We start from the raw sequence: 24,848 nt of genomic DNA on the forward strand, positions 1-24,848 counted from the left end.
GAATTCTGAGAATTCCCTAATTATCTTTTTTTGATAATAGCTTTTCAACTGACATTTCAATGTCGGGAAACGCAACCAGGGAAATAGCTCCTTGGCTATGGGTTTGTTTAATTTGATAAGTATTTACTGATGGTTGCCGAAACACGATCAGTTGTTGAGCTTTCAAATCTACAACCCAGTATTCTAAAATTCCAGCATGGGCATAGGCAATTCGCTTCTGTTCTAAATCTTTTTCTAAGGTACTATCAGATATTTCTATTAATAGGTAAATTTCCTCAGTAGAAGGATGACGAGAATCGTACAAGGAAGCTGGCAATTTAACAACAGAAATATCAGGTTCTGGTTCTGAATCAGGAAGGGTAACGGGATGAGCTTCGTAAATCTTGGCACAATCTCGGAGTTTTTCCCGTAAGTATTCTGCTATGGAATCGTTGATTTTCCGATGTAAAGGTCCCTCTGGTGACATCTCAATAATTTGCCCTTCTAGTAATTCGACACAACGCTCACTAAGGACACCTGCGGCAATCATTTGATGATAGTCTTCAACTGACCATTTAGCTAAGGTAATCATGGTTGTATTTTTGGTTTATCTCACCTTAATTTTATCCCTGCCCGTGCCAATCATATCCCCAGGACCAGCGCAAGAAAAAAACGCACATAATATGTTAACGGGTGGTAGCGCTGGCGAGGACTTTCATCATATAGTCAGTCAGCTTTAAAACTGCCGTTTTGTTTATTCCCCCAGCTATGTTAGGCGCATACTTTGGAGCGCGCATAACTGCATTACCCATGATTACTGATACCTTTCAACTTGTTTGTTTTGGCGTTATCATGGCGATCGCTATTTTTGTGTTAATCAAACGATAGTGTCTTAAACTGCTAATATTACCCCCGACGCGATCGCAGCAGCAAAAAAACGTAGCGCGCCGAAGAAAAAACAAGCTTGGTTAGATTTAAAGCATAGCGATCCACGCGATTATCAATTACGAAAATTTCGGGCTGACTATTTAGAAATGGTCAAACAAAGGCTATTGGCAGAACAAAGAGAAGCCTTGAACGTAGTTGAAAATGCCATAGCGTAAAATTAACTTATCCATTCAATTAAAATCATGGATATATGCCAAAGAAAATTAGAGAGTTAAAGAAAATATTGCAAAAAGCAGGTTTTCAAAAACTACCAGGAAAAGGTAGCCATACAAACTGGGTACATCCTCTCTATTCTGGAAAAGTTACAATATCTGGTAAGGATGGTAGTGATGCCAAACCATACCAAGAAAAAGAAATTAAACAGGCTATTCAGGAAGTAAGCAAAAGAAAGGAAAATGAATAAAGCAAAATATCAAATGATTATTCAGTGGAGTGACGAAGATAATTGCTTTTTAGTCGCATTTCCCGATTTTCCTGGTAGCTATTGGCGTACTCATGGCGATACTTATGATGAGGCTTTCGCTAATGGGAAAGAAGCTCTTGAATCTTTGATGACATCCTATGAAAGTACAGGAGAATCTTTGCCCACACCTAAAGTTGCCTACTCTGCATAGTTGTATCGCCAAATTGGAGACAACCAAAAATGATTAACCACAAACATTATGCCTATAGAGTAGTTTGGTCAGTAGAAGACGAAGAATTTGTTGGGCTATGTGCCGAATTTCCCAGTCTTTCTTATTTAGATGAAGATCATCTCAAAGCACTAGAAGGAATTTCTAACTTGGTCAAAGATATTGTTGCTGATATGGAAGCTGAAGGCGAAAAAATACCAACGCCAATTTCAGAGAAAAGCTATAGTGGTAAGTTTCAAGTTCGCATTACTCCCGAACGTCATCGGATGCTGGCAATTGAAGCAGCCGAACAAGATGTCAGTCTTAATCGTTTGATTAGCGACAAGTTGGCTTAAATAAGTTAGATACAATTAAAATTCGGCTGAAATGGTCTTCAGTTTTAGCTAATAAAGATTCAAAATCGTAACTATAATCTGGAGCTTGTATCAGAAATAGCTTTTTATTGTTTTCTTCGGTCATAATTTTAAAAATGTGACAATACATTCTGAATCATTTTAGCTTTCTGCTTAGAGTTATAATATTTGTATTACTCAAGCAAAAACTATGTATAAAATTAAAATCCGCAAAGTTGGCAATTCTCTTGGCGCAACAATCCCCAAAGAAGTATTAGAAAAATTACGAGTTGAGGAAGGAGATACGGTTTTTGTAACAGAAACTCCTGATGGGGTAAAACTTTCTGCTTACGATCCAGAATTTGAGAAAGCTATGTCTATCTATAAAAAGGGTAGCCACAAATATAGAAATGCAATGAAAGAATTGGCTTAATGAAAGAACCGATTTGGGTTGCAGAAAGAATAGTTTTAGCTATCCACGAAGATCAGCTAGCGCAACACGGTGGAACTCCAGGTATCAGAGATAATAATTTATTAGGCGCGAGTTTGGCTAGACCAAAACATCTTTTTGCTTATGGCGATCCAGGAATTTTCGATTTGGCAGCAGCATATGGTTATGGTTTAGCGAATAATCACCCCTTCATTGATGGGAATAAAAGAACTGCTTTTATGGTCATGTATACTTTTCTGGGTTTGAATAACTATTGGCTGGAGGTAGACGAGATGGAAGTAGTGGTCAAAATGGAAGGTTTAACTATGAATAGAGAAACTCAGGAATCGATCACCTTATGGTTAAAAGAAAATTCTACATTTGATAATTAAGCTGTGTGCGATCGCTATTTTCTAGATCGAGACTGCGATCGCCAATATCGATCTTGCAACTTACTATAAAGGCAGCTTTTGTCCTACAACTTAAGATTTGACTAATTTATATTTATTAATACTATTTTTTTGAATCTAACTCAAAGTGTATTTATATTCAGCTTTGAGCAGTTTTAAGATAGTTTGGGATTCGTATTTAATAATGCCTTTAATCTGGTGTAGCTTTTGAAAAAAAGGAAATAGCTTTTCTTGTGTCCCACAATGAACGTCGATAACGATGTTGTTGCTTCCAGCCGTAATCGCGACAAATCTTACCTCTTCAAACTGGGTTAAAGTTTCTGCCACAGTTTCAATACAACTATTTTCGACTGTCAGCCAGAGAATAATAATATTAGTTTTTCCCATCTTAGCGGGATTGGGTCGAGCCAATATCTCAATAGTTTCTGACTGTAGAAGACGCTGTACTCGATAGCGAGTGGTGGCTTCTGGAATGTCTAAATGTCTGGCGATTTCTCGAAAAGACATTCGTCCATCAGTACGTAGCAAATCGATGATATCTCGATCAATAGAATCCAATTCTAAATTTTCTAGCTCAGACTCTAATTCTCTTTTCATTGCTCTATTCAGATAAAAACAAGTATTTTCTATATTATTTCAGATAATAGCAATCGAAAATAATAAAACTAGCTCTGTAGCAAAAACAACATTTAATAATTACGCTTTTAGCTAATTTATTACTTAATACACAGAAAAGCGTAACTGCTTCGAGTTTTTGAATCGGTATTGATTAAGTAGGTTATGAACAATGACATATAATTGGTCGGAAAATCGACGTTGTGCTGCGGTTCTTAGCTTTGACGTGGATGGAGAATCAGGCATACTTGCAGAAGATCCGAAAATGTCTCAAAGATTATCGGCGATCGCTTGGGCGCGATATGGACCAAAAACAGGGGTACCTCGCATTTTAGATATGCTCAAAAAACAGTCAGTACAAGCTACTTTTTTTGTCCCTGGCTACACCGCAGAATTATATCCAGATTTGGTTAAAAGAATTAGCGATGAGGGTCATGAGATTGGCGTCCATGGCTATTTGCACGAAAAAGTATCCAGTCTAGATTTAATTCAAGAAGAAACTGCTTTAGTTAAAACCTGCGATATTTTAGAGAAAATCACTGGCACCAGACCAATTGGTTATCGTGCGCCACTTTGGGATGTAAATGACCGCACTCCCGAACTTTTGGCAAGTCATGGTATGGTTTATGACTCTTCATTAATGGATGATGATGTGCCCTATACTATCTCCACTCCTAAAGGTGACTTGATCGAAATCCCCCCTCACTGGACAAATGATGATTGGGAACAGTTTGCATTTCATATGGAGCCGAAAATTGGTAGTGGAGTCATAGAAACCTGTGCCAAAGCTTTGCAACTATGGCAGGAAGAGGTAGAAGGAATGCACCATTATGGAAGAGCATTTATTCTGACCATGCACCCTGAGTTAATTGGTCGTCCAGCTAGGGTATTGATGTTAGAAAAACTGATTGAGTATATGCGATCGCTCGATGGGGTCTGGTTAACTACCTGTGGAGAAATTGCCCGCTATCATCAAAAACAAAATTTGACTGCGACGATGTCGGAAGTTGGTTGATTAATTAATAAATCATAGATTTTTAAATAATTTGCATGAAAACGAATACTTTAGCAATAGGGTTTAATCCTGCCTTACTTAGTAGTCTGGTAGTGACTTATGTCGGTGCAATTTATTTATTGGGGATTGCTCTATTACTAAATCATGATTGGCGATTTAATATAGCAGGGGTGATTTTAACGGTTCATGGATTGGTACTTTCTGCTTACCTAATTCACGAACTACTCCACGACAATATTTTTAAGCAGCGAAATCTGAATAGACTATTTGGTAAGTTATTTACTCATATAAATGGGGCTTGCTATGCACCCTATGACGACATGGTGGAACACCACATTAATCATCACATCCATCATGCAGATTTTGTGCCCTTCGATATTGCCAAATTTTGCAATGAGCTATCACCTCCTCTTCGGAGTCTTTTGGTGGCTTTGGAATGGGCGTATTTTCCTGCCTTTGAATTTATTATGCGTTGGCGGTTAATAGTTGCACCATTTAGGAATCCCGAAAAAAAGCATTTGCGTTGGCGCAATTTAGGACTTATGGCATACCGTAGCAGTCTATTTATATTATTAGGTTTTATTTCTTGGAAAGCCTTTCTACTTTATACTTTCAGCTATATTTGTTTTGTTAATTTGGTTCGTTTTGCTGATGCTTTTCACCACACCTATGAATATGCCATTACTGGGGGAGAGATTACTAAGCGCGATCGCATTTACGAACAGGCAAATACCTTTTCTAACTTCGTTTCACCGAAATATCCCTGGTTAAATCTACTATATCTCAATTTTGGCTATCATAATGCCCACCATCACGATATGCGTTGTCCTTGGTATCGTCTGCCAGAACTACATCAGAGTCTTTATGGCGATGAAGCGAAAAATCTTTTGCCTTTATCAACTTTAATCGGTAATTATCATCGTTTTCGACTCTCTCGTTTATTTGGCGGACAAGGAGATGTGGATTTAGAAAATGCAGGTGTGGAAGCTTTTACTGGCGGTATTGGGGTTTCTTTATTAACTCCTTCCTAAAATCTATCTAAAATTACAAATCTGCTTTTTGCATCACTTTTATGCAAAATCAGAACCCAAGATAAAGCGATCACAAATTATGTTTAACTCGATACATTTCGAGGTAAATCATCAATAGTATTCTGACAGCTAAAGGTTAGCAAAAAGCCGAGCAAATTTTTCCTTAACTTTTTCCTTAACTATAAAAAAATTTATGACTATCAATATTAGTTCTATTCCTTTGGTTCAAAAGACAACTGTCGTGATGGCAGGATTAGCGGGGAGTATTTTATTACAAGGAATATCTGCTCCCATAGCTCAAGCTTCTGAAATGGAAATGTCATTAGGTGGGGTGACTTGGATTGGTTTAACACCTTTTTATGTAGCTCAAGAAAAAGGCTATTTTGAGGAGAATGGCTTGGATGTTAATCTGCAAATATTTGGAGCAAATACCGATTATATATCGGCATTTTTAGCCAATCGAATTGATGGGGCTATTTCCTCCGTAACTTCTGAAGCCGTACTGATGGCAGATAAAGGAAAAGACTTTAAAGTCGTCATGGTTCAGGATAATTCCCAAGGGGGAGATGGGATCTTAGCTCGCAATAGCGTAGCCGACATTGCCGATTTTAAAGGTAAGAAAGTTGCTGTGGAACAGGGCGCAGTAGGACACTTTTTCTTACTACAGGTATTAAAAGAAGCGGGATTAACCGATAAAGACATTACGATTATCAACGCGGATGCATCCACAGCAGCCGCAGCCTATCAAGCAGGTAACGTAGATATTGCCAGCAGTTTTGCTCCTTTCTTATCTCAGGCAAATGAAGCGCAATCCGATGGCAGAATCATCTATGACTCCTCTAAAATGCCTACAGCGATCGCCGATTTTTATAGTTTTGGCACGGAATACATCGAAGCGAATCCCGAAGCAGTGCAAGCTTTTGTCGATGGTATTGCGAAAGCCCTAGGCTTTATTGAATCCAATCGAGAAGAAGCACTCGCGATCGCCGCAGCCAACTTAGAAGTTACTCCTGAAGCTTTGGATGCAGACTTGGCGGGTATTGGTTTACCTAGCGTTGAAACTAACTTGGAAATGTTAACCGATGCTAGTAGTGACATTTATATCTTGAACCCCCTAAAGGCGATGGGTGATTTCTTAGTAGAACAGGGACAAATTAAAGCCGTACCCGACATGGAAAATTATATCGATCCTACTTTTATTCAATCGGTTCAAGCAACTAAGTAGGTAATAGGTAATGATCGACAAACCATCCCAGACATACTTGCAGCCTTCAGTTTTTTGGAGTATTCGTGAAAGTTTTCCTATTTGGCTAAAGTTAGTTTTAACAGCGATCGCCTTAATTATCCCAATACTGATTTGGTCTTATCTCAGCTTTAATAAATTGGTAAATCCGCAGTTTTTACCAACTCCAACGGCAGTGTTGCAAGCGGGTATTGAAATGTTTAAATCGGAAGATTTAATTATCGATATTGCTGCTAGTTGCGGTCGAGTTTTGGCAGGGTTTTTAGTTGCTGCCTTAATAGGAATTCCTCTAGGAATCTTGATGGGAACGTTCCAGAGTATGGAAAGTTTATTTGGCTCGATTGTTGGGGTGGTGCGTTACATGCCCATTGCTGCTTTTATGCCTTTAATAGTGCTTTGGGCTGGTCTGGGAGAAGTTTCTAAAATTCTAATTATTTTTCTAGGAATTGTGTTTTATAACGCAATCATGATTGCCGATGCGGTCAAGTTTATCCCCAATGAAATGTTGCATGCTGCTTATACCTTGGGAGCAAATCGAATGAATCTACTATTTCGGGTAATTTTACCTGCTGCTGTTCCCAGTATTATCGATACCCTTCGGGTTAATGTTGCTGGTGCCTGGAATTTTTTAGTAATTTCTGAGTTAATTGCTGCCCAAAATGGCTTGGGATTTAAGATTATTTATTCCCAAAGATTTCTCAGTACGGATAAGGTTTTATTTTGTATTCTAATTATTGGCATTATTGGCTTGCTTTTGGATTATAGTTTCAAGGTTTTATATCGTCTGGCACTACCTTGGGCAGAATAGTAAACTGTCAAGCATTTAATCTGCTTGCTGAGATTGATGGGGAGACTAGGAGACGGGGAGACTAGGAGAAGATTATCTGGTTTATTTTCTAATTTAATACAATGCATCAACAAGTAATTAGAATGAATTTTAATTTAGATCGCGATCACACGGCACTATTAATTATTGATTTTCAGGCTGATGTCTTTAATGGTGGTGCATTACAGCTAGTCGGTACGGATGCCGTTTTACCTAAAGCCAAACGAGTGTTGGCAGCAGCGAGAGAAATTGGTTTACCGATTATCCATACCCAAGAAGTCCATCGTAAAGAGATGGTAGATTTTGGCAGAGAATTGGATGGAACAGAACCAGTCCACTGTCTAGAAACCTGGGTTGGTACAGATTTTCATCCCGAACTGTATCCTCGCGATGGGGAATATGCGATCGCCAAAAGACGCTACAGTTGCTTTTTTGGTACGGATTTAGAAATCTTGTTACGTGGTTTGAAGATAGATACCTTAGTAGTCATGGGTACGATGACTAATGTTTGCGTCCACTACACTGTTGCCGAAGCTCACCAGAGAGATTATCACTTTTATGTAATTGAAGATTGTTGTGCGGGTTCGGATTGGGATGCTCATGAGGCAGCACTCAAAGCAATGCAGTATCTCCAAAAAGATTCCTTAATTTCCAGTCAAGTATTTATTGATGCTGCAAAGGTTTCGGTTCAGCCTGTTTAATATTGCTAACGATATGAAAATTTATTATGACTTTATTACCAGATCGAGTGGTTGCCAATGCTCAACAGAGTTTGGGGGAATTAGATTCTCTTGAGCCGAAATTGCAAGTATCGAATCTTTCTAAAAGCTTTGCTAAAAACAAAGATAGTCGCCAGCAATTACTAGTCTTAGATAAAATTAATCTTGATATCTATCCCAATGAATTTGCCTGTATTGTGGGAGCTTCAGGCTGCGGTAAATCGACTTTACTCAACATTATTGCGGGATTGTTGCCCCCCTCGAAAGGTAAAGTAGCTATTGATGGGACAGAATTATTAGGACCTGGGGCAAATCGGGGCATGGTGTTTCAAAATTACACCCTATTTCCTTGGTTAACTGTTGCCGATAATATTGGTTTTGGCTTGGATCTAAAAAAAATCTCCAAAGCTGAACGTCGTGAAATTATTAGCTACTATCTGGAAATTATCGGTCTGACTCAGTTTGCCAATTCCTATCCTAAACAGCTTTCAGGGGGCATGAAACAACGAGTTGCGATCACTCGTGCTTTAGCTAATAAACCAGAAATATTGCTGCTAGATGAGCCTTTTGGGGCTTTAGATGCTCAAACGAAAGAGCAAATGCAGGAGTTCCTTTACGATCTATGGGATAAAACTCATATTACTCTCTTGATGATTACCCATGATGTGGAAGAAGCAATCTTTCTGGCACAAAAAATATATGTCATGTCGGCACACCCAGGTAGAATTCAAGAGTCAATTAAGATCGAACTGCCAACTCAACGGGATTTAGATCTTAAACTTACGGGAGAGTTTATTAACTATAAACGTCAGGTACTTCAGGCACTGCGTTAGGGAATAAAAGCGTTGCTAATTTAACGTATGACTTACAAAATGCTTCTGTTCGTCCTAAAGGATTCCTAAAGCGATTGTCTTGAATGTCAAGTTAAATTTGTTTTTTTCAGGCGATCGCGCTACGACTAAATAAAGCAAGAAAATTCCCTCGTCACAGTCACAACTTGCTGCAAACAAGACAAAATCAAAGCGATCGCGGTCATTGAACTAAACGATTTGAGGTTGCCAATTACGGACTAACTTCTTGTCGCCAGGTTTGATTATTTCTCATCATGGCATTGAGCAAAATTAAAAGCTTGTGCATACAAGCAGTCAAAGCAACTTTTTTGAGTTTCCCTTTTTTGAGCAAACGCTCATAGAAAGCTTTGATAGCAGGATTAAAACGAACAGCCACTAGAGTCGCCATATAGAACCCATTTGGGATCTTTTTCTACGAAAAATCAGTTATTTCAGAGTTCCTTGTTTTGATTTATTGAACGATAAAATAAGGTTTAAACCAGCTATTTTGAAACATTTAATGTGACAGTGTTTTCAGGATGCTTATGGTTACAGACAGAGATCTCAAATGGGTTCTATACAAGACACAACGAATTGTAGCTCGTCCACCCCAAATTTTTCTCTTGCCTCGAAACTTTCCACTGTCTCTGTTTAGGGGTGCTACACCAACTAAGTAGGAAATTGATTTATGCGAGATTGTACCTAATTCTGGTAAAGATGAGATCAAAGTCACAGCTACTACTTCACCGACTCCAGGCACACTAGTCAACAATTTCATCTTTTGCTGCCAGTCTTCATTAATCGCAATTGCTGATTTGATTTGGGATTCAATTTCTTTGAGTCGCTTTTCGAGCCATTCAATGTGTTCGTCAATATCGGCTTGAATTGAATTAGTTTTACCTCGACGACGATTTTTTTCGGCGGTAATCATGTCACTAATTTGACGGCGACGAGTTACTAGATCTTCTAGTTGGCGCGAAGATTCATCACTTATTGGTCTCACTTGAGGACGTATCGCATCGGCAAAATGCGCCAACAATTGAGCATCAATAGCATCGGTTTTGGCTAGTGTTCCCGTCGCTTTGGCAAAATCTCTGGCTTGACGAGGATTGATTACTGCTACAGAAAGTTTTGCCTCAGTTAACTTGATTACGGCATCAATTTCCATACCTCCCGTTGCTTCCAAAACAATTAATTTTGGTTCGATGTTTTTTAAAGTTTGAACTAGCTTACTAATTCCTACCTCATTATTTGTTACTTGAAATAGGTTTCCTAATGGACGTACGTAGACATCAAGATATTGTTGACAGACATCTATTCCTACCCACTGTTGTTCACTCATGAGTTTTTCTCTGTGGTGATTATGTTGATTGTTTCTCTCGCTCCTTTGACTCTTCCTTGCTAAAATACGGGCTTAGTTTGCCCAGGCGATTGTTTGAGCGAAAAGCCGTTGCGGGGGGAACCCCCGTTGAGGCTATTGAAGCTGTTGAGTTCACTAGAGGAGGAAGAGTTGGTAGCGACCCAGCTTTAGGACGGTTTCGAGCAACCAAGGATACCACGGTCTACTACCTTCTCTAAACTATCAGGATTTAAAATCCTAATTTCAAGATACAAGGATACACCTTCGGATAACCGCTTCGCATATAGCTCTAAGCTCTAAGCTGTTTAAATTTATTCAATATTTGATAAATTTTAAAATAATCTCTCGATTGTGTAACGCAAGAATAAAAAATAGATTTTAATGAGGCTAAAAAATAAGATTGCTTTAATTACTGGGGCAGGTTCTGGTATTGGACGCGCTACAGCCCAATGTTTTGCCGCAGAAGGGGCAATTGTCATAGCTGCAGATATTAATCAAGCAGAGGCCTTAATTACTCAAGAATTAATTGAGAGAGTAGGGGGAAAGTGTCAGGCGTTACAAGTTGATGTCAGTCAAGAAGCACAAGTAAAAGATGCAATCGCCAAAACGGTATCAATCTATGGTCGTTTGGATCTTATGCACAACAATGCAGGAATCTCGATTATCAAACCGATGATAGAAATCACTGAGGCAGACTTAGATCGTCTGATTGGGATTAATTTTAAAGGTGTTTTCTTTGGTTGCAAACACGCGATCGCTCAAATGAGTCAACAGAAGAAAGGAATTATTATTAATACGGCTTCAGAATTAGCATTAGTAGGACAGCCATTATACAGTGCCTATTGCGGTACAAAAGGGGCTGTAGTTGCTATGACCAGGGCTTTATCTGCTGAATGGAGCGCACAAGGAATTAGGATTAATGCTCTTTGTCCAGGGCCGATCGATACGCCCATGCTAAGGGCAGAATTTGATTTAGCAACTGACCCCAAAGCAGAAGCTCAAGCTGCGATCAATTCTATTCCTGCTGGCAATCTTGGTACTGCCGAAGATATTGCTAAAGTTGCTTTGTTCTTAGCTAGTGATGATGCCCAGTTTGTTCACGGTGCTGCGATCGTCGCTGATGGAGGCAAGACAACAATCTAACTTAATTCCATACTTTTCAAAGTTTCCTCGCGAATAGTTGCCAAAACTTGACGGCTGATTTGAATAAATTCTGGAATAAGAGTGTCATCAATGTGACGAGGACGTTGGAGATTGATCGCGATATCTTCTTTGATATGTCCTGGATTGACTCCCATAACTAAAATGCGATCGCCTAGTAAGACAGCCTCTTCAATATCGTGGGTGACAAAAATAACCGTAGTTTTAAAATCTTGCCAAATCTCCATTAACAACTCTTGCATCATGTGGAGAGTTTGAGCGTCTAACGCACTAAACGGCTCATCCATTAATAATACTGAAGGAGAATTGATTATTTGCTAAACAACGCAAGGAGGTGTCTGCTTGATTTTTTTATAGCGATCGCCTCTGGCGGTGGGCGGAGCCCAATCAGCTTTGCTGGTGCGCTCCGCGCAATCGCTAATTCAAATCAAATCACAACAGTTGAGAATCTTTTAAAATCAAGATTATTAATTTATTGCGCAAGCACTTATTTGACATCTACTTTTAACAGAAATATTATGAATTATCTTATTTTATATTGCTATATATAATTTACTTTTTATCTATGTACTCAATGAAATAAAGTAGTGACAAGCTTTTTAACAGCTAAATTTAGCTCGATAATTTACGGAAATCCAACCAATAATTCAGGCAATGATATGTACTAAATAAAATAATAGTTGAGATTTAATCTCGCCTTACTAATTTTAGCCGATAAACGTTCCACAGTAGCTATTTTCTGCTCAATTTGCTCTGACAATCGAGAATTTTTATTGTATTTTTTTTGATGGTTTTGTAGTTTAGTCAAAGTTGCTTTTACTGTAGCCAACTCTTTTTCAATTTTAATTAATAAAATGATTAGCCTGGCAACTTTTACTGTTTTTTCTTCAGCCACGATTTCTTGCTGAATAGATGCGATGTAGTTATTGATATCTTCCATGAACTTATTTGTGTACTAATTTGTATGACAGAATAACTGGCGTTTGTTGTTGTTCCCTAAAATTCAGTATATCCGTGAATATATGGGCATGGTATAAAGTTTACGTAATTGTTCGGGTATTTATGTAAATAATGTGTGAATTCACTTTGAAATCTTGAGAAATTGGGATATCACACATATTTCGAGAGTTGAACTTGAATTATATAACTCCTCATTTAATATTTTACAGCTATAAGTACAAGATTTTTTACAGTTATTTCTAGTTGATTTTATTTAAGGAAATATAGCAAACTACAAAATATGTAACTTATCTAGCTCGTAGAACTTTGTTTAATTGAGTCCCAACTTTTATTTTTTTTCTACTGGTCAAAATAGATTCTTGCTGTTGACTAGTAAGAAAAATTATGTATAGGCGATCGCCATTGACACCCTTCTTCTCATAAGTAAAATATCGAGTTAACTATCTCTCTCAGGGAGGCTGCTTGTTTGTGCTCAAGCTTTTTTTTCTTCTGAGAATAACGGTTTGATAATTTCCTGTTCTACCTCGCTAAAATTAGAAGGATTAGATCTGCTTTAAATCTGAGATTAATTTGCTTGATTCAAACTTTTTCTTTCACCATCTACTATTAGCTTTCTTTATTTTGCTATCTTCTTTATTTGATTTAGGTAAACTGTATCTAAAATAAATATTTATTTCCTATCTTTAGTAGACTAATTATGATTTATCTTCTGGGGACTATCGTCTAGGTTCTGCTAGATTTACTGGCTCAAAGTAGTAAGTATTATCCAGCTTAATATCTGCTTTGGTAGCGTTATTCTTAGCTCAGTATGGAGTTCAAGTAGTTTAAAAAATTGTTGATGAAATAGAGAGCTGTATAATAAAATGTCTCTTCCCACAACTCTATACGATAGTGCATCAAAAAAGTTTGGGATTGGTACGATGACGGAGAAAAACTAATCATTACCTTAAAAAGCTTTAAGCTCTAAGCCTTAAGCTTTAAGCTCTAAAGTTTACGCTTGGTAAACGGCTAACAGCTTATAGCTATCGGGTTTAATGCCCCCAGCAAACGAAGTTTGGTGGTCTACAATTAGGAGAGGTTAAAGCCTCTTCTAATTGGCTTACAGCTTACAGCTTACAGCTTATAGCTGCGGCTCTGCCGCTTTACTATTTATGGAATACTCTCTTTGTAGTCATCACAAGGCTCATGAGTACGGAATACCCATTAAAGGAAGTCAACGATATTATTGCCTCCAAGACAAATTAATGTTAGGAGACTGTTGGATGGCATGACTCAAGATTTAGGTTCGTAGTCTTCAGAAAAATACGGCTGCGATTAGAGCAGGGTTAGCGCTCGCTCCTTGGAGTAGGCATAAATTAATCACCTATCCCACACATATTTAATGCACTACTCTTGGAGCTTAGAGCTGACCTCACTCTTAATTGTCTTAACTCGAACTGACGTTATTTAGCCTTGTTTGGCTTGGGGAATTGAAACATCTACGATATTGATTTCTTTTTCCAAGCTACTAAGAGGCGGATTTATTGCTTGATGGTTTCCTACAACTAAAGTAACCAATTTATCTGGCTGAAGATATTCTTGAGCAACATTTAAAATATTTTCCTGAGTAGTATTTGTTACTTGCTCTTGATACTCAAATATAAAATCTTCAGGATAGTCAAAATAGTCATAACGCATTATGCGAGATAAAGTTTGATTAGGGCTTTGAAAATTAAAGACAAAAGAGTTGAGAATAGATTCTTTAGCATTGGCAAGTTCTTTTTGAGAAATCGGCTTAGTACGTAACTTCTCAATCTCAGTAATAATTGATTGAATAAAGGGAACTGAGTTATTGGTTTGGGTTTGTCCTCCAGCGATGAATATACCATCAAAGTCATAGCGAGGACTCCATGAACCGTATACACTATAAGCTAAACCCTGACGCGATCGCACTTCGTTAAATAAACGTCCCCCAAAGCCGTTTAAGACTTCGTTTAGAACACTGAGGGCGGGGTAATCAGGGCTCTTGAATTGACCTCCGATATGACCCAGAAAAATATTGCTTTGCGTTAGTTTGGGGCGATCAACAACAAACATTCCCTGTTCGTACTTTTGATTAGCTGCGGGCGGCTCTAAGGAAGGTAGAGAGGTATCGACTTGCCAATCACCAAAGGCATTTTGCACTTGCTGAATCATGTCTTCAGCATCAAAATCCCCTACTATACCGAGGATAATACTTTCAGGACGAACATAGGTTCGATAAAAGTCTATAATATCTTGACGAGAAATATTGGCTAGAGTCTGATACTCGACAGTACGGGCATAAGGGCTAGTTTCTCCGTAAATTATTTTATCAAATTCACGACTAGCAATTTCTCTAGGATCATCGTTACGACGAGCAATTGACCCCTGTCTCTGTTTTTTAGCGATCGCCAGCTTTTCAGGGTCAAACGCTGGCTGACGTAAAACTTCAGTAAATAGAGAAAATACAGTATCCAAATCTTCGGTGAGCGTACTAAAGGTTGCGCTACCAGAACTAATATCGATACTGGTTTCTACACTAGCTGCTTTTTGTTCTAGAATTGAATTCAATTCCGCTGGGGAATGATTTTGCGTTCCTCCACTACGCATCACTGTGCCTGTTAAACTAGCTAGCCCCACTTTGTTGGCAGGTTCAAAACGCGAACCAGTACGAATTATAGCTGTCCCATTAATGAGTGGTAAATCCCGATCTTCTAAGAGATAGACTACCATGCCGTTATCTAACTCATAGCGATCGTATTCAGGTAGTTGAATTTCTGGGAGAGGAGAAAATTCTAATTCTGTATAGTGTTTAGGAGTATCCGCAATAGCAGGAAGGCGAATAGTAAATGATAATAGAATTGTAAGTAATGCTAAACTTAGCCAGGAAAATAGTTTTTTACTCATCTATAAACCTTATAAATTAAAGAGCTTTACTATTTTATCTTCAAGAATTAAGTGAGCGTGGGTCGAGAAAATCTGACAGAGATCGAATCTGCAAATAGTTTAGGTACTTTGTTCCGCTATTTATGTATTTTGCGCGATCACCCGAAGGACAGTAGTAAAGCGTCTAAATAAAAACTGTTCGGAGTATTGTGTTATGTAAGTTTTTAAAAAATCTGAGATTGATTTAAACTAGGGTACTTTGATAGACGAGTTTGATTTTTTGAGCGATCACCAATTGGGCTACTTAGCATAAATTTTTCTCCGACAAACTGCTAGACAATAGTGAAATCAGCAATTACTTGATTACCAAATCCGTTCGCCGCACCATCTGAGAATAGGGAAAAAATACCACTAGTATTATCTCCAAGTGTTGTAGATTTGAAGGAAAACAGATCGCTACCATTACCAGTTACATCATTAGCAGCAAAGTCACTAAGACTACTAACAACAATTTCATCATCATCGTAAATCGATAATCCTTTGATATCTTCGTTGCTGCCGCTCAAACCCACATCAGAGCCGTCTAAATATAAAGACCAATTACCGCTGGTCAAAGAACCTAGACTATCAGGAGAAAATCGAAGTACATCTTTGTCCTCACCTGTTACCGTTCCAAACTCAACATCAAAAAAACCATTGGTACTAATGAATATATCGCCATCTGAATGGATTGAAATTGCATCAATGTCTTCACCACCCTGAGTTAGCCCTACATCAGAACCGTCAAAGTAAAGTTCAAAATTGCCAGCAGTATTGGTACCTGTCGAAGTGGGAATAAAGCGAACTATATCAGAATCATCAACATTACCAATACCAGAGACTGTGTTATTTGATGCATTTAAACTAAATAAAAGGCTTCCATCATCATTTAAATGAATAGCGTCAAGATCTCCACTACTCAAACCAACGTCAGAACCATCAAAGTATTGAGACCATGTTCCCGTGCGAGCATTATAAGCAAAAACATCTTCATCATTGAAGGTATTTCCATTTAAATTAACGGTGTCGCGAACTGTAGCAAAAATAGTTTCTTCTAGAGCAAACTCGTAAACTTTGCCATCGTTTTCATTGATATCTACACTTTCATCAATACCGCGATCGGCTATATAAAGACTTCTATTAGCAGTATTGTCACTGCTAGGTGCAATGGTAACTCCAGCAGGTTGTACGGGATTAGCTTCATTAATATTTATTCTTTGTACTAAATTGCCATCGGCAGTAACTTCAAACAATTCATCTGTAGGCTCACCAACAATGAAAAAATTACCGCTTTCTGGGTTAAATTCAATACCTTCGGGATCAAATAGACCAAAATCAGTCGTATCAAAACTACTGATCAAATTACCGTCAGTATTAACTTCATAAATCCGATGATTTATCCCTTCAGAAATAAAGAGGGTTCCCGACCCAGGACGAAAAGCAACATCTTCAGGGTCACCACTTCCAAAAGGGTCAGGGTCAGTTCTTCCGATAGACCCGGTGGCCAATTCGTCAATTAAATTATCGTCCGATGTCCCAAAGATGCCATCATTGCCAGAAGTGACTTGATAGATCCTTTGATTAGCATCGTCCGAAACAAATAAAATATCGTTAGCGGAATCGTAGCTTAATCCAGTAGGTTCTGCCGAAAAACTTAATGTGTCTCCAGTATTAGTTACATTACCATCTAAATTGGTGGTAAAAAGGTTTACTCCAGCAAAAATAGGTGTTTCTTCGACTTCAGAATCGGAAATTAATAAAAAGCTATTAGAATCTTCTAGAAAAACTATCCCTGCTGGATCTGGACTGGGTGGTGAAAACAAAGATGTATCAATTGTTTGTATTAATGTGGTCATTATAATGAGCGCTTTTTTCGATTGATATAAATAAATATACTATGAGTCTGTCAAGATTGATTTGATGGATGTAAAAATGGATGTAAAAATAGTTCGGAGTTAAAGATTTGGAATTAAATTTGGAAATCGAAGTTAGTAGATTTAATCATTATTTCTAACTGAGCAAACTAATAGTAGAACTACTATGTCATAAACTGATAACAATGATAGGGTTTTCGATTTTTTGAAGCTATATATAAGATTTGTGCGATCGCTAACGATTTAAAGAGTACACTTTCTATCTGATTGATCAGGTTAAGTTCCTAATAGATAATTTTCAGCTTTCTCGAACAAAGCTTAGTAAACTATCCTTATTAAAATTTAGTTTTTTTAGAATAAAAAATAGCTATATATATTGAGGTTTTACTTATAAATAAAATATAGAAATTTATAGTTTTTGAAATTAAGTATTATGCATTTTTGTATATATAAAAAATCTTGAAAGTTAGATAAAAGTAATTTGATTGTTATAAAATTTATTACAAATAAATTTTATTTAGATATTATATTTTTAAGGCTTTAAGTAACATCATCTTGGTAACAAATAGATTATGTCCCAAATATTTGAATTATTGACTTTAATGACTCAAGTTCAACTAAATGTCAAACTTCCAATTAGGATAGAAGCAGAAAAAATACTATCTGATTTTCAAGCTGTATCTTCAATTTTCTCAGGTGTACCGCACTCTGTTAAAGAACATCATAATGGAGGGTGGAAATCAATTGGATTAATTACCAGCGGTGGTGATGTAAATGAGGATAGGCACATTAACAAAGTTGGTAAACCTTATGTTGCTACTTCCGCTTTACAATTTTGTCCGTATATCAGAGAACTTCTTGACAAATTACCTGCTAAGAAAAAAAGAGTTAGATTTTTATCCTTAGAGCCAAATCATGAAATCAAATGGCATTTTGATGGCACAGGGAGTATCGATAAAATTGTTAACTCTACTTCTTCGAGGTTTCATATTCCAGTTATTACCAGTCCAAAAGTAGAATTTAAAATTTGTCACAATGTTTGTCAATGGCAACCTGGTAATATTTATTATGGAGATTTTTCTTTTCCTCATAGAGTTAAGAATAACTGGAATAAAAGAAGAATTCATTTGGTCATAGATTTGATTCCTAATGATGATTTAAGGTCTTTATTTCCTAGTACTTTTCTTCAAGAACAGTACAAGCGTTTGATATTAAGGAAGCTTTGTAAAAAAACTTATTCCAAATATTGGCAAAAAATTGAGCGGGCCAATAATTAGTAGGAAGTTGGTAGAAAATAAAGTAAAATAGAGAACTCAGCTCGTAGTGACAATTTATTAATTGCCACTACGAGATTTCATAAACAATTTTAAACGCTGCTATTTTTGATGATTTAAATAGAAAAAAACAGAGAAAATTATTCACAACTAATTCTTGTTTGTCCCTTCAAAAACTGCAACAAGACGTGGTAAGTCATCAGTTATAATAGCTTTTTCTAACCAGGGTTTCTTAGTCCAGCTAAGAAGCTTATTTTCATCGACAGGATCTTGTATATGGTTTTTGCGAGTTCCTGGGGGCCATTGATAAGGAACAGAAATAACTACTATTTTCCCTGTCTCCAGTAGCTTTTGAGCAAATAATGTCGGAGATTCTAGATGTTCAAGGACCTGAAGACAAAAAACTAAATCAAAAGTATCTTTTGGTACAAATTCTAGAAAGTCACCTTGTATGTTATTTGTACCTGGTAATGATGGCATATGCTTAAGATCGATCGCTGTTTTAGATGAAACCCAATCTACCCGTGATAAAAATTGTGTATTGTGAGGTCCTACGTCAATTACTGTTTTGGCATCAGGCGCATATTGCTTAGCAAATGTCAGTGCTTGCTGATAATAAATTCTATTCTTGCGACCGTTCCAATATCTATTTTTATTACCTTGATTAATTCGCAAAAACTTTTTGATCTTACCTTTTACTGTTGTCAACATTTTCTTAATTGGGTTTTAACTTTAAGTAAATCTATGTTTACTCTGGGTGAATTAACTTTACCTGAATTGGCTATTACTAGCATAATTAAATAACTAATATATATTTATCGGTCGACGACTTTCACAGATTAAACTTTAGTTTAAAGAACAGATATTTATAGTTATTTAATTGATTAATTTATTAGTATAGTTATTGATAATTTATCTTGGCTGTCATTTAGCATTTAAAATAGCGATTTACAAAGACACTTATATTAAAAAGTCTCATAATTTGATCGCGATCACGACCAGATATTTCTCCTGATTTGAGCTTGGCGACTATACCCTCTATATCTAGATAATCATTTAAAATAGTACTAGAATTTATTAAAGTATTTATAAAAATAGGCAAATGCTTATCGAGCAACATACTAAAAATTGCTCCTGACCGTCGTGGTTTTAATTTAGGAAATAGAAACCACGCATAACGATTATTTTTTAGGTTATCTATATATTTACTAGTGGGATTAGAATAGATAGGTAGTTTACCTTTATCTGCTTCTTGAAAACTTGCTAGAGTAGAAAATTGCTTTAAAAGTAGTTTTCTGAAAATTTTTCTATCTAAAATTAATTCTAGGGGCAACTGTAAAACAAAATCGAGATTGTCTTTAGTATAAAAAGGCAACATAGTTGGTAAAAATGTGCCAATAATTTTAGAAACCGCATTAGCAAGATAGCGTCTTTGACGATAGTAAAAATCCAGACACATCAAACGCTGATAAACAAATTGTTGTGGCAAGTCAGAAAAAGATGCCACTAAACTCTCGGCAATACCTTCGGTGAGGAACTCTTTAAATAGAGGTGTAGAAAACTCAGTTAGTATATTTGGTGCAACATTATTCCCCCAGGTTCTTAGTTCATCAATTACTCTTTCATCTACTTCGCGAGCTAAATGGTTGGGCGATACGCCCCACTGTAGTAAACGTCCTCCTCCCAAAGGACCTCCTAAAAATCCGTGAATAACGGGTAATTGTTGAGTCTGTAATAGATCTAACCAACCCCGCCAATAAAAAGGAACGTTATTGACACTAAAAGATTCAGTCCACCAAGCAGGAAATTTTAAATCCTCTTCGGCGATCGCAGATTGTTCTGTCAATATATAAGTAAGATATTTAGTTTGAGTGGCCTCTGCTAATTCTATTCCCAGTCGGAAGTCATCACTTCCTGGTTCGCCCCAAGTGGCTGCGGTAATTTCAATTTCTAGGTGTTTCAGGTAACCAAGCAAAATTCGCGAATCTAGACCTCCTGACAAAGAAATAAGGGCATGTTGACGATCTCCTAACCAGGTTTTAGTAGATTGCGCTATTAAACTATCTAAGTTAGTGATTAATTCAGTTTCTGTAGCTAAAGATTTTGCGTTTCTAGATTGCTCGTAGGTTCTCGCCAAAAATTCTGTTTTGTCCCGCCTAAAAACCGTAGCACTATTAATCGGAAGAGCTTGAACTCCTTCCAGCAAAGTATCGCAACTAAGGGGATGGGAAAGAGCGAGAGTAGTAGCTAAAACCTGTGGATTGAGTTTTTGCGGTATAAATGGTAACAAACGAAATGCTTTAAGATTACTAGAAATAACAACTATTTCCTTGTCTCGCCAATAATAGAGTGACTTAGCACTCAAATAATCGGAAGAAATAAATAAAGATTGATCGCGATTATCCCAAATCAAAAGATTATAAATACCATCAAAAACGCGATCAACATGCTGACTAAAGTCTATATTTACCCAGCTAGAATCTATCTTAAAACCCTGACAGATATTGCCATGTAAAATAAAGTCTCGTTCGCCACAGTGCCAATAATTAGAATTTTTATTTAATTGTTTCTTACGGATACCACTAAAACAAATTTCTGGTTTATCTAGAATAATTTCTGTTAAATAATTATCAGAGAAACTGATATTTTTACAAGAACTGTCAACCAAAGCATGTAATGAGTTTTTCTTACTCCAATCAATAATGGCAAATATATCATTGATCATAATGTTTCTCAATCTAAAATTTGATTTGAATTACGAACGAAACTTTTGTATTTTGAGGAGAAAAATAATTTTTACCTGATAATAATTAACACAATTAATCGACTTTACGTATTGTTGTGGTTTTAATTAGAGTTTTCAGAGAACTGAAATTTAAATTATAATCAGATAATAAACCATTAATTCTGTTTTTTAGAGAGCGTATTGGCAAGTAAGTTATGGCGTAAATCAAACGTTTAATATATTGGAGCCAAGTAGGATCGTAAATTAAACTTTTTAAGCTCAGACCTACATAACGTTTCCATCTATCTTCATAGTATTGCTTTGATTCAAAATTTGGTTTGTCTCCATGAAAATCATCGGTAATACCAACCAATTCATAGCACTGTTCTAAAGAATCTGGTCTATTTTCATATTGATAGAGAAATTCAAAATCGATCACTTTAAACCCAGTATCGCGATCAACAATAATATTAGCTGGGTTGAAATCGAGTAGTGAGTAACCTTGTTCGTAAAAGAAATTAATAGTTTCTATAGCTTGTTTGGCTACAGATAAAGGTAATAGCCTATTTTGATTAATTTGAAATTGCAAAATATCATTATAATAAGGATAGATTAGATAATTTGAACTATAATCTATCAAACTAGAAATTGCAAAAAATCTTTCTCCGAAAGACTGATAAACTAATAATTCTCTGCGACAAAAACGTTCACAACCAGGTCTAAAAGTCTTTTTAATTGCCAATTTATTTTGATATTCAATAACTTCAAGTTTGGCACGTCTACCAAACCTAGTTAATTCTTTTTTAATGGGATACATTGTCAAAAAATCATGGTGTAATGCACCAATTTTATGCTTAATTTCTATACAGTTTTCAGGTATTGCTATTTGTAAATAATTCCAAGCTTCTTGTTCATTATCACTGGAGTGAATAATATTACATCTTTGTTCTGCGTAAAGCGAGGAATTAATTATATCTCTAATCTTATTTTTAATTAATATACGTGCATTGGATAGATGAGGTTGCTTGGCTAATTGTGTATCACTAGGTTTTAAAGGCATTAAATCTACTGTTACCAAAACCATTGTAGGATCTCCTCCAGAGTCTGGCCATGGACCTTTACCCCAGTTACCACCTCTAATTTTATATTTAACTTGCTTAACTTCTTCAGAGGTTAAAACTTTGCTTTCAATTAAATTAAAGCCCTCTCTAACTAAAAGCTCAATAATTTTATGTTCTAATTTCAACTCAAGTGCTTTTCGACGCACAAAGAAAACAGCTAATCCCTTGATATTTAAACTATTTGCATCTAAACCGCTGTCTGTATCAAGAATAGATTGATACTTTTCTTGCAGCCAAATATTACTACTATCAAGACGAGCTAAAGTATCTTGTGAAGGTCGCCAATTAATACTACTCAAATACTCATGTAAACTTTCCAAGGTAATATCAATCTCAATATTGAGTGATTGTGCCATTTCCTTTAGAATCTGAGTATATTCATGCTCTGGTGTAGAATCTAGTTTAGAGTTCTTATTATCATTTACAGAGATAGGAATACCTGAGTTTAGACCTTTATGATAGATCGCGTGATAGGCCAAACTAAAGAAATGAATTTCTCGATTTGGTATCCGAAAATATGACCTAAAAGTAATCGATTCCTGTAGTATTTTCTCGGCTAATAAAGGAGGATAATATGCCATATTTTTGTAGGCGGTTCCAGGTAAACCAGAAACAGTATATAGGTCACAGGGAATAATACCTGGTTGTTTTTGGAGTAGCAATTCTATAATTTCAACATCCTCATCAGCAACAAGCATATCGATATCTTCATCAGGCATTATTGCTGGCAAATCTTCAAACCAACGTAAAATTGTGTATCTAACTTGCTTTTCGGTCAGAATTTTAAAAAAACCTTCTACACCTAAAACCGGGGAAATATAACGTCTGGCATTAGGGGTAAATCTTTTTAAGACTTTGATGATTAAAGTAGGTTGTTTGGTTCCCCAATCGTCTTCTAAAACAGAAAATCCAACCACTTGAATCCGCTTTAAAAGGATATTTTTCCAAAGCCCTGAAAGACCAGAAAATAAGGCAGTAAAATTTATTGGCGTATAGAAAAGATATTGAGTATGTCTATATTCATGAAAAAACCAGAGACGGTTTAAATGGAGAGTATCTGAAAGAATTAGGATATCCGCATTATTTTCTTTGATACTGAAAGTCCGATCTATAGTTAAAATCTGTTCATTTTGTCGTTGCTTGGTGGAAATATCCTTGGTCAAAAGTCCCAAATAATTATTTGTCTCAGTATTTAGACAACTATGGGCAAATCTAACTTTTGTTGAGCCTATTTCAATAATTCTGTTGAATTCTTGCAGAGGTTTATCCAATTTAACACTTAACTTTCCCCCCAAAAGAACAGATACAAATCTAAGTATCAAGCCTAGATCTTGTATATAGATCAAATTTAACAGTCTTTTGCTAATAGATTCTATTTTTTGTTTTTCCATTAAATACTGGTATTAATTACTATTAATTAAAATCAAGCTATTATGTCTAGTTATTATGGACAGTAATTTAGAATTTAATCAAGGCTTAACCAGTTATTAAATAGTTATTAAATCTCGAGAATTAATATCAAGATAGTTAGATGAGATTTAGACTAGACTTGTCCAAAAGTAAAATTTATGGAAAAAAAGAGATAAATATATCAAAAATATAATCCCTACTCTAAGATTTAAGAATAGTGTTTTACCCGCAACAAGCGCTATCACACCATTAAGGTATCTATAATTAGTTTGTTTGATGGTTAGAAAGAAGTAAGTATTTAGTTATGTGGTTGAGTATCTAGTGCAGCTAGGCGGAAATAGCCCACCAGGTTAAAAAGGAAGCTCTCATCAGATAAAATGAAACTTACTCTATTAAGCAAAAGAGTGAAGCCAAGGAATCGATGCCCATTAACAAAGCAAAACTAATCAACCTCTCCAGCAGACAAGAAACACTACTACAACAGATAGTTAGAGGGACTACCAACCCTGATCGTTTGGTGAGAAGAGCCAAGCTGATTTTAGCCGCAGCATCTGGAGAGAGCAATAGTTCTATTAGTCGAAGATTAGAACTAGAAAGAGGGCAAGTACGCTTGTGGCGAGAACGATGGAGACAGGACAAAGAGAAACTAGCAGCAGCAGAAGAACAACAAGTAACTGACAAAAAGTTAATGGTCTTGATTAAACAAGTTTTAGAAGATCGCCCACGTTCAGGCACGAGCAGGTTCTTTAGCGTAGAACAAGTCGTTCAAATAGTGGCACTAGCCTGTGAATCTCCCGAAGAATCAGAAAGACCAGTAAGTCATTGGACAGCCAGAGAGTTAGCAGCAGAAGCAGTTAAAAGAGGAATAGTGTCAAAGATTTCCCCTCGAAGTGCGGGACGTTTTTTAACAAGAAGCCACACTAAAACCAGATCTCCATCGTTACTGGTTAAATCCCAAAATTGATGACCCCCTAAAATTTAAAAAGCAAGTCAAATATATCTGTCAACTGCATCAAAATGCCTTAAAG

General features: G+C 36.5%; 26 protein-coding genes and 1 pseudogene. 16 read left to right on the top strand and 11 right to left on the bottom strand.

The features are described 5' to 3' along the window. Window positions 1–16: 16 nt before the first annotated feature. The gene (locus tag PLEUR7319_RS0117340) at window positions 17–571 is read right to left on the bottom strand and encodes a Uma2 family endonuclease (RefSeq protein WP_019506490.1); all 555 of its coding nucleotides are present in this window, start codon (window positions 569–571) and stop codon (window positions 17–19) included. A gap of 158 nt (window positions 572–729) precedes the next feature. Between PLEUR7319_RS0117340 and PLEUR7319_RS41345 the strand changes: the two genes are divergently transcribed. From PLEUR7319_RS41345 to PLEUR7319_RS0117375, 6 genes are all read left to right on the top strand, one after another. Then, window positions 730–867, top strand: a complete 138-nt coding sequence (locus PLEUR7319_RS41345; protein WP_158441848.1) for a hypothetical protein — start codon at window positions 730–732, stop codon at window positions 865–867. A gap of 250 nt (window positions 868–1,117) precedes the next feature. Next, window positions 1,118–1,330, top strand: a complete 213-nt coding sequence (locus PLEUR7319_RS0117350) for a type II toxin-antitoxin system HicA family toxin (RefSeq protein ID WP_019506492.1) — start codon at window positions 1,118–1,120, stop codon at window positions 1,328–1,330. Next, on the top strand, window positions 1,323–1,541 hold the full coding sequence (locus PLEUR7319_RS0117355) for a type II toxin-antitoxin system HicB family antitoxin (protein ID WP_019506493.1): 219 nt from the start codon (window positions 1,323–1,325) through the stop codon (window positions 1,539–1,541). Before PLEUR7319_RS0117350 ends, PLEUR7319_RS0117355 begins: the two co-directional genes overlap by 8 nt. Window positions 1,542–1,570: 29 nt before the next feature. Then, the gene (locus tag PLEUR7319_RS0117360) at window positions 1,571–1,894 is read left to right on the top strand and encodes a type II toxin-antitoxin system HicB family antitoxin (protein ID WP_019506494.1); all 324 of its coding nucleotides are present in this window, start codon (window positions 1,571–1,573) and stop codon (window positions 1,892–1,894) included. Window positions 1,895–2,102: 208 nt separating this feature from the next. Continuing rightward, window positions 2,103–2,324, top strand: a complete 222-nt coding sequence (locus PLEUR7319_RS0117370) for an AbrB/MazE/SpoVT family DNA-binding domain-containing protein (RefSeq protein ID WP_019506496.1) — start codon at window positions 2,103–2,105, stop codon at window positions 2,322–2,324. Beyond that, entirely contained in the window at window positions 2,324–2,713 is a 390-nt protein-coding gene (locus PLEUR7319_RS0117375) for a type II toxin-antitoxin system death-on-curing family toxin (protein ID WP_019506497.1), read from the top strand. The genes PLEUR7319_RS0117370 and PLEUR7319_RS0117375 overlap by 1 nt, the downstream gene beginning before the upstream one ends. Before the next feature lie 135 nt (window positions 2,714–2,848). Here the strand turns inward: PLEUR7319_RS0117375 and PLEUR7319_RS0117380 are convergent, their stop codons facing one another. Next, complete coding sequence (locus tag PLEUR7319_RS0117380; RefSeq protein WP_019506498.1) at window positions 2,849–3,328, bottom strand: Lrp/AsnC family transcriptional regulator; 480 nt, start codon at window positions 3,326–3,328, stop codon at window positions 2,849–2,851. 190 nt (window positions 3,329–3,518) lie between these two features. On the opposite strand from PLEUR7319_RS0117380, the gene PLEUR7319_RS0117385 reads away from it, so the two are divergent. The 6 genes from PLEUR7319_RS0117385 (at window position 3,519) to PLEUR7319_RS0117410 (ending at window position 9,013) form a co-directional block, all read left to right on the top strand. Continuing rightward, the gene (locus PLEUR7319_RS0117385; protein ID WP_019506499.1) at window positions 3,519–4,361 is read left to right on the top strand and encodes a polysaccharide deacetylase; all 843 of its coding nucleotides are present in this window, start codon (window positions 3,519–3,521) and stop codon (window positions 4,359–4,361) included. 35 nt (window positions 4,362–4,396) lie between these two features. Continuing rightward, window positions 4,397–5,392: a fatty acid desaturase gene (locus PLEUR7319_RS0117390; protein ID WP_019506500.1), complete on the top strand. Its 996-nt coding sequence runs from the start codon at window positions 4,397–4,399 to the stop codon at window positions 5,390–5,392. A 193-nt stretch (window positions 5,393–5,585) separates the two neighbouring features. Continuing rightward, the gene (locus tag PLEUR7319_RS0117395) at window positions 5,586–6,617 is read left to right on the top strand and encodes an ABC transporter substrate-binding protein (RefSeq protein WP_019506501.1); all 1,032 of its coding nucleotides are present in this window, start codon (window positions 5,586–5,588) and stop codon (window positions 6,615–6,617) included. A gap of 10 nt (window positions 6,618–6,627) precedes the next feature. Beyond that, window positions 6,628–7,443 carry an ABC transporter permease gene (locus PLEUR7319_RS0117400; RefSeq protein WP_019506502.1) on the top strand — a complete coding sequence of 272 codons (816 nt, stop codon included), beginning with the start codon at window positions 6,628–6,630 and terminating at the stop codon, window positions 7,441–7,443. Window positions 7,444–7,565: 122 nt separating this feature from the next. Further along, complete coding sequence (locus tag PLEUR7319_RS0117405) at window positions 7,566–8,162, top strand: cysteine hydrolase family protein (protein WP_026102592.1); 597 nt, start codon at window positions 7,566–7,568, stop codon at window positions 8,160–8,162. 26 nt (window positions 8,163–8,188) lie between these two features. Then, on the top strand, window positions 8,189–9,013 hold the full coding sequence (locus PLEUR7319_RS0117410; RefSeq protein WP_019506504.1) for an ABC transporter ATP-binding protein: 825 nt from the start codon (window positions 8,189–8,191) through the stop codon (window positions 9,011–9,013). A gap of 229 nt (window positions 9,014–9,242) precedes the next feature. On the opposite strand, the gene PLEUR7319_RS40775 is transcribed toward PLEUR7319_RS0117410, so the two are convergent. Both PLEUR7319_RS40775 and PLEUR7319_RS41665 read right to left on the bottom strand, forming a co-directional pair. Further along, window positions 9,243–9,419 (bottom strand): hypothetical protein, encoded by a 177-nt coding sequence (locus tag PLEUR7319_RS40775; protein ID WP_019506505.1) that lies wholly within the window; start codon window positions 9,417–9,419, stop codon window positions 9,243–9,245. A 108-nt stretch (window positions 9,420–9,527) separates the two neighbouring features. After that, on the bottom strand, window positions 9,528–10,352 hold the full coding sequence (locus PLEUR7319_RS41665) for an IS110 family transposase (RefSeq protein WP_019506506.1): 825 nt from the start codon (window positions 10,350–10,352) through the stop codon (window positions 9,528–9,530). Between the two features lie 77 nt (window positions 10,353–10,429). On the opposite strand from PLEUR7319_RS41665, the gene PLEUR7319_RS41350 reads away from it, so the two are divergent. Next, window positions 10,430–10,588 (top strand): hypothetical protein, encoded by a 159-nt coding sequence (locus PLEUR7319_RS41350; RefSeq protein WP_237743564.1) that lies wholly within the window; start codon window positions 10,430–10,432, stop codon window positions 10,586–10,588. 163 nt (window positions 10,589–10,751) lie between these two features. Next, entirely contained in the window at window positions 10,752–11,513 is a 762-nt protein-coding gene (locus PLEUR7319_RS0117420) for an SDR family NAD(P)-dependent oxidoreductase (RefSeq protein ID WP_019506507.1), read from the top strand. Here PLEUR7319_RS0117420 and PLEUR7319_RS35830 read toward each other — a convergent pair. The 4 genes and pseudogenes from PLEUR7319_RS35830 to PLEUR7319_RS0117440 form a co-directional block, all read right to left on the bottom strand. Next, a pseudogene (locus PLEUR7319_RS35830) lies at window positions 11,510–11,845 on the bottom strand (ABC transporter ATP-binding protein); the annotation flags it as partial. The gene PLEUR7319_RS0117420 and the pseudogene PLEUR7319_RS35830 sit on opposite strands and share 4 nt — an antisense overlap. Before the next feature lie 350 nt (window positions 11,846–12,195). Next, entirely contained in the window at window positions 12,196–12,471 is a 276-nt protein-coding gene (locus tag PLEUR7319_RS0117430; protein WP_019506509.1) for a hypothetical protein, read from the bottom strand. 1,466 nt (window positions 12,472–13,937) lie between these two features. Next, entirely contained in the window at window positions 13,938–15,398 is a 1,461-nt protein-coding gene (locus PLEUR7319_RS0117435) for a pitrilysin family protein (RefSeq protein ID WP_019506510.1), read from the bottom strand. A 311-nt stretch (window positions 15,399–15,709) separates the two neighbouring features. Beyond that, window positions 15,710–17,272 carry an esterase-like activity of phytase family protein gene (locus PLEUR7319_RS0117440; protein WP_019506511.1) on the bottom strand — a complete coding sequence of 521 codons (1,563 nt, stop codon included), beginning with the start codon at window positions 17,270–17,272 and terminating at the stop codon, window positions 15,710–15,712. A gap of 620 nt (window positions 17,273–17,892) precedes the next feature. Here PLEUR7319_RS0117440 and PLEUR7319_RS0117445 point away from each other — a divergent pair. After that, window positions 17,893–18,567: an aspartyl/asparaginyl beta-hydroxylase domain-containing protein gene (locus tag PLEUR7319_RS0117445; protein ID WP_158441849.1), complete on the top strand. Its 675-nt coding sequence runs from the start codon at window positions 17,893–17,895 to the stop codon at window positions 18,565–18,567. A gap of 147 nt (window positions 18,568–18,714) precedes the next feature. On the opposite strand, the gene PLEUR7319_RS35835 is transcribed toward PLEUR7319_RS0117445, so the two are convergent. From PLEUR7319_RS35835 to PLEUR7319_RS0117460, 3 genes are all read right to left on the bottom strand, one after another. After that, complete coding sequence (locus PLEUR7319_RS35835; protein ID WP_019506513.1) at window positions 18,715–19,275, bottom strand: bifunctional 2-polyprenyl-6-hydroxyphenol methylase/3-demethylubiquinol 3-O-methyltransferase UbiG; 561 nt, start codon at window positions 19,273–19,275, stop codon at window positions 18,715–18,717. A gap of 217 nt (window positions 19,276–19,492) precedes the next feature. Then, entirely contained in the window at window positions 19,493–21,289 is a 1,797-nt protein-coding gene (locus PLEUR7319_RS0117455) for an asparagine synthase-related protein (RefSeq protein ID WP_019506514.1), read from the bottom strand. Between the two features lie 94 nt (window positions 21,290–21,383). Further along, window positions 21,384–23,801, bottom strand: a complete 2,418-nt coding sequence (locus PLEUR7319_RS0117460; RefSeq protein ID WP_019506515.1) for a hypothetical protein — start codon at window positions 23,799–23,801, stop codon at window positions 21,384–21,386. Between the two features lie 440 nt (window positions 23,802–24,241). On the opposite strand from PLEUR7319_RS0117460, the gene PLEUR7319_RS0117465 reads away from it, so the two are divergent. Continuing rightward, entirely contained in the window at window positions 24,242–24,784 is a 543-nt protein-coding gene (locus PLEUR7319_RS0117465; protein ID WP_019503787.1) for a helix-turn-helix domain-containing protein, read from the top strand. Window positions 24,785–24,848 lie beyond the last annotated feature (64 nt).

This window comes from Pleurocapsa sp. PCC 7319 (assembly GCF_000332195.1).
In the GTDB taxonomy this organism is placed as follows: domain Bacteria; phylum Cyanobacteriota; class Cyanobacteriia; order Cyanobacteriales; family Xenococcaceae; genus Waterburya.

Coding starts and splice junctions, on each gene's coding strand:
- PLEUR7319_RS0117435 (WP_019506510.1), bottom strand. CDS start 15,398: ATGAGTAAAAAACTATTTTCCTGGCTAAGTTTAGCATTACTTACAATT.
- PLEUR7319_RS0117465 (WP_019503787.1), top strand. CDS start 24,242: ATGCCCATTAACAAAGCAAAACTAATCAACCTCTCCAGCAGACAAGAA.
- PLEUR7319_RS41665 (WP_019506506.1), bottom strand. CDS start 10,352: ATGAGTGAACAACAGTGGGTAGGAATAGATGTCTGTCAACAATATCTT.
- PLEUR7319_RS0117400 (WP_019506502.1), top strand. CDS start 6,628: ATGATCGACAAACCATCCCAGACATACTTGCAGCCTTCAGTTTTTTGG.
- PLEUR7319_RS0117340 (WP_019506490.1), bottom strand. CDS start 571: ATGATTACCTTAGCTAAATGGTCAGTTGAAGACTATCATCAAATGATT.
- PLEUR7319_RS0117360 (WP_019506494.1), top strand. CDS start 1,571: ATGATTAACCACAAACATTATGCCTATAGAGTAGTTTGGTCAGTAGAA.
- PLEUR7319_RS0117350 (WP_019506492.1), top strand. CDS start 1,118: ATGCCAAAGAAAATTAGAGAGTTAAAGAAAATATTGCAAAAAGCAGGT.
- PLEUR7319_RS0117370 (WP_019506496.1), top strand. CDS start 2,103: ATGTATAAAATTAAAATCCGCAAAGTTGGCAATTCTCTTGGCGCAACA.
- PLEUR7319_RS0117460 (WP_019506515.1), bottom strand. CDS start 23,801: ATGGAAAAACAAAAAATAGAATCTATTAGCAAAAGACTGTTAAATTTG.
- PLEUR7319_RS0117395 (WP_019506501.1), top strand. CDS start 5,586: ATGACTATCAATATTAGTTCTATTCCTTTGGTTCAAAAGACAACTGTC.
- PLEUR7319_RS35835 (WP_019506513.1), bottom strand. CDS start 19,275: ATGTTGACAACAGTAAAAGGTAAGATCAAAAAGTTTTTGCGAATTAAT.
- PLEUR7319_RS0117440 (WP_019506511.1), bottom strand. CDS start 17,272: ATGACCACATTAATACAAACAATTGATACATCTTTGTTTTCACCACCC.
- PLEUR7319_RS0117410 (WP_019506504.1), top strand. CDS start 8,189: ATGACTTTATTACCAGATCGAGTGGTTGCCAATGCTCAACAGAGTTTG.
- PLEUR7319_RS0117455 (WP_019506514.1), bottom strand. CDS start 21,289: ATGATCAATGATATATTTGCCATTATTGATTGGAGTAAGAAAAACTCA.
- PLEUR7319_RS0117355 (WP_019506493.1), top strand. CDS start 1,323: ATGAATAAAGCAAAATATCAAATGATTATTCAGTGGAGTGACGAAGAT.
- PLEUR7319_RS0117385 (WP_019506499.1), top strand. CDS start 3,519: ATGACATATAATTGGTCGGAAAATCGACGTTGTGCTGCGGTTCTTAGC.
- PLEUR7319_RS0117375 (WP_019506497.1), top strand. CDS start 2,324: ATGAAAGAACCGATTTGGGTTGCAGAAAGAATAGTTTTAGCTATCCAC.
- PLEUR7319_RS40775 (WP_019506505.1), bottom strand. CDS start 9,419: ATGGCGACTCTAGTGGCTGTTCGTTTTAATCCTGCTATCAAAGCTTTC.
- PLEUR7319_RS0117445 (WP_158441849.1), top strand. CDS start 17,893: ATGACTCAAGTTCAACTAAATGTCAAACTTCCAATTAGGATAGAAGCA.
- PLEUR7319_RS0117390 (WP_019506500.1), top strand. CDS start 4,397: ATGAAAACGAATACTTTAGCAATAGGGTTTAATCCTGCCTTACTTAGT.
- PLEUR7319_RS0117380 (WP_019506498.1), bottom strand. CDS start 3,328: ATGAAAAGAGAATTAGAGTCTGAGCTAGAAAATTTAGAATTGGATTCT.
- PLEUR7319_RS0117420 (WP_019506507.1), top strand. CDS start 10,752: ATGAGGCTAAAAAATAAGATTGCTTTAATTACTGGGGCAGGTTCTGGT.
- PLEUR7319_RS0117430 (WP_019506509.1), bottom strand. CDS start 12,471: ATGGAAGATATCAATAACTACATCGCATCTATTCAGCAAGAAATCGTG.
- PLEUR7319_RS0117405 (WP_026102592.1), top strand. CDS start 7,566: ATGAATTTTAATTTAGATCGCGATCACACGGCACTATTAATTATTGAT.